This window comes from Microbacterium sp. 5K110 (genome assembly GCF_005774735.1).
Taxonomy (GTDB): Bacteria; Actinomycetota; Actinomycetes; order Actinomycetales; family Microbacteriaceae; genus Microbacterium.
This window is the reverse complement of record NZ_VBUM01000177.1, coordinates 1-828: the sequence shown is the minus strand read 5'-3', so window position 1 is coordinate 828 and position 828 is coordinate 1. Positions and strand designations below refer to the sequence as shown.

The window sequence follows — 828 nt, the reverse complement described above, 5'->3', positions numbered from 1 at the left end:
TCCCGGGTCTGCGCGACAACGCGCTCCTGGCCGGCGCCCTCGCCGAGATCAGCGGCCAGCCCGAACCGGCCCAGCTTCTCAACGTCGCACGACAGCTGCTGCAGGGACACGTGTTCCTCCGCGTCAAGGGCGACGCCCGGGCGCTCCTCGCCGAAGGCAAGGACCTGCCGCTCGCGATCGCGACCCGCGGCGACGAGCAGCTTGTTCTCGCGTACAGCAGCGGGCACGCACTGACCAAGAGCGTCGAGGCCGACGGCGACCGCGACACCTCGGCCATGGGGCAGCCCGTCATGGCCCTCCTGAAGCATGTGCTCGCCGGCCCCTACGCCGGTGTCGTGCTCGACCACGCATCCGACGACGCCCGTGCGGTACTGCCCTCGGCCCTGCTCGAGCGGATGGTGTCCGAGGCCGACCCCGACCTGCGGATCAAGACGGCGCTCAGCGAGAAGCGCACCGAGTCCACGGCATCCACCGTCGCCGAGGCGATCCTCGCGGGCGCTCCGCTGTGGATCGCCGTCGCTCAGTCCGAGGACGGCGGCCCCGTGGGCGTCGCCGAGTCGCGCTCCGCGACGGGCGAGCGCTTCCTCGAGGTGTTCTCGCACCCGCTCGAACTGCTCGCTCTCGGACGCGGCGATCAGCCGGTGCCGCTGCAGAACGAGCAGCTCGCCAAGGCACTCGTCGGCGACGCCGGTCTCACCGGGCTCCTGGTCGACCCCGCGGGTCCGTGGATCCGCCTCACGCGCGAGCACCTCACCGGCCTCATCGCCCTCGCCGACTGAGTCCGGCTGCGGCTTGTCTGGCCGCGTGGGGCGGGTGTCGGGCGCGGGC

Annotated in this window: 1 protein-coding gene; it reads left to right on the top strand. The window is 72.7% G+C overall.

All coding sequences use genetic code 11. The features are described from left to right. Positions 1–779, top strand: a 779-nt coding sequence (locus FE256_RS17955) for an SseB family protein (RefSeq protein ID WP_138178356.1), incomplete at its 5' end; no start/stop codon positions are given. Between the last annotated feature and the right edge of the window lie 49 nt (positions 780–828).